This is a genomic window from Streptomyces sp. (genome assembly GCF_031178505.1).
In the GTDB taxonomy this organism is placed as follows: domain Bacteria; phylum Actinomycetota; class Actinomycetes; order Streptomycetales; family Streptomycetaceae; genus Streptomyces; species Streptomyces gulbargensis.
Window position 1 is genome coordinate 1 of the sequence record NZ_JAPSIW010000973.1, and the last position, 2,064, is coordinate 2,064.

Consider the following 2,064-nt stretch of genomic DNA (forward strand, 5'->3'; position numbering starts at 1 on the left):
TCGTCGCCGGTGACGAGCACGACCGGCACGCCGAACTCGGCGACCACTCGCGCGTTGAGCAGGCCCTCGCTCGCCCGCTCGCCGTCGAGCCAGACCCCGGTGATCGAGTTGGCGAGGTAGGTGTGGGCGAGGACGCCCTCGGTGCCGGCGCCGGTGTGGTAGCCGACGAAGGCGATGCCGTCGACGTCCCCCCGCTGCACGCCCTCCACCATGGAGAGGGCCTTGTGCCGTCCGGTGAGCATCTCGACCCGCTCGTCGAGCCGCTCCAGGAGGAGGTTCCGCATGGTCCAGTGCGCTTCGTTGACGAGGACCTCGTCGGCGCCGCCGTCGAAGAAGCCGAGCGCGGCCGCGTTGACGTCGGAGGTGAACATCGACCGGCAGCGCTCCCACTGGGGCGTGCCGGGCAGCACGTCGTCGGGCCAGGTGACGCCGGTCGCGCCCTCCATGTCGGCGCTGATGAGGATCTTCATGCCTGGCACCGTACGCGTCGCCCCACGCGCCCACCACCCCTGTGGAAAACCGTCGTTGGCCTGGACCTGTGGTGTTCACCGGGACGGCGGTACGGTGCCCCGTCAGCGGTCGCCGAGGTGCGCGCGGGGCGCTCACCGCGCGGTGGGCAACTCGTTTCGGTAGGTCATGGCGGCATCGTGCCCGCCGCTCTCCGGACGCGCCGGCGGTTTTTCGACGGCGCATGGCCCGAATCGGACGAAAGACCTTCAAGAGGTACGTATAGGCTGTCGGCCGCAGTTGTCGTACCCGACCCTTCCGGAGCGCTCTCGGTGACCATCGCCCTCGACCCGTCCGACGCCACCCCCACGGCTCCGTCCCCCGACCTCGCCGCCGATTCCGCCGCCGTGGCGGAGGAGCCGGAGTTCTGGGTGCCGGAGGCCCGGGGCGACGGCGCCGCCACCGGCGCCGGCCCCGTCGTGGAAACCGCCCCCGACGCCGACCCCGTCGTCGTCCAGGACGCCCGCGACTTCGGGGTCTACGCCCGGACCGGTGGCTGGACCTTCGCGCTCAAGGTGGCCCGCAGCGTGCGGCCGGGCGGGCAGCCCGCCGAGGGCACCGCGCGGGCGAAGGTGTCGGCGAAGACCTTCGCCGCCCTCGCCGGGTGCTCGCCGGAGCGGGTCATGCGCCACTACAAGGCGTGGGACATGGCGGCCGACGACGGCCTGGTGCCGCAGTTCGAGGTGCTGGTGCCCGGCGAGGACGTGGAGCTGCCCGACGCGGACGTCTGGCTCTCGTACTACACCTCCCGCAGCAGCGCCTCCTCGGTGCGCGGCCGGGCCATCAGCGCGGCGGCCGAGGCGGAGGGGATCCGGCCGACCAAGGCCCTGGAGGTCGCGGAGAACCCGACCGCGCTGCGGGCCGCGATCCTGGCCGACCCCGGGACGGCCGAGGCCGCGCGCGGGGCCCTGCTCGACCGTATGAAGGAGGACCCGGCCCTCCAGACGGAGCTGGCCCGGGCCATCGCCACCACCGAGGACCTGAAGAAGGCGGTCGCGCACGAGGCGAAGGCGGCCGACCGCATCGCCTACGTCCGCCAGATCGCGGAGAACGGCCGGGTCAGGACCCCCGCCGGGCAGACCGTGGAGGCCCCGGCGGAGCTGCGCGCCGAAGCCGAGCGGCACCTGTCCCTCCTCGACGAGCTGGACGGCTCCGAGGAGGCCGGCGAGTGGGCCGGTGAGGCGTACGAGGCGGTCCGGGGCCTGGTGGCGAAGGCGGTCGAGGAGGACCCGGCGCTGCGGGTCCAGGAGCGCAGGACCCGCTTCTACAACAGTCTCCAGAAGGCGACGAAGGTCTTCGAGGAACTGACCCTGGACGAGGTGATGGAGGAGGACATCTACGAGGAGGACATGCTCCAGCGCCTCGAAGCCCTCCAGGAGGCGATCGGCTCCTGCATCAGCGCGCTGCGCAGGGCGACGACCGCCTCCTCCTGAACCCGGCGCCGGTCCCCCGGGCCGCCCGGCTCAGTCGTGGTGGCCGCCGCCGGCCACCTGGAGGACGGTGGCGACCGGCGGGTAGCCGGCGGCGATGACCGTGTACTCGCCCGAGGACAGGTCC

General features: G+C 73.2%; 2 protein-coding genes. One reads left to right on the top strand and one right to left on the bottom strand.

Annotated features, from left to right (window positions below; all coding sequences use genetic code 11):
* On the bottom strand, window positions 1–470 hold a 470-nt coding region (locus RIF68_RS35230), incomplete at its 3' end, for a M55 family metallopeptidase (RefSeq protein WP_309055644.1).
* Between the two features lie 309 nt (window positions 471–779).
* Between RIF68_RS35230 and RIF68_RS35235 the strand changes: the two genes are divergently transcribed.
* Window positions 780–1,940, top strand: a complete 1,161-nt coding sequence (locus RIF68_RS35235) for a hypothetical protein (RefSeq protein ID WP_309055645.1) — start codon at window positions 780–782, stop codon at window positions 1,938–1,940.
* Window positions 1,941–2,064: the final 124 nt, after the last annotated feature.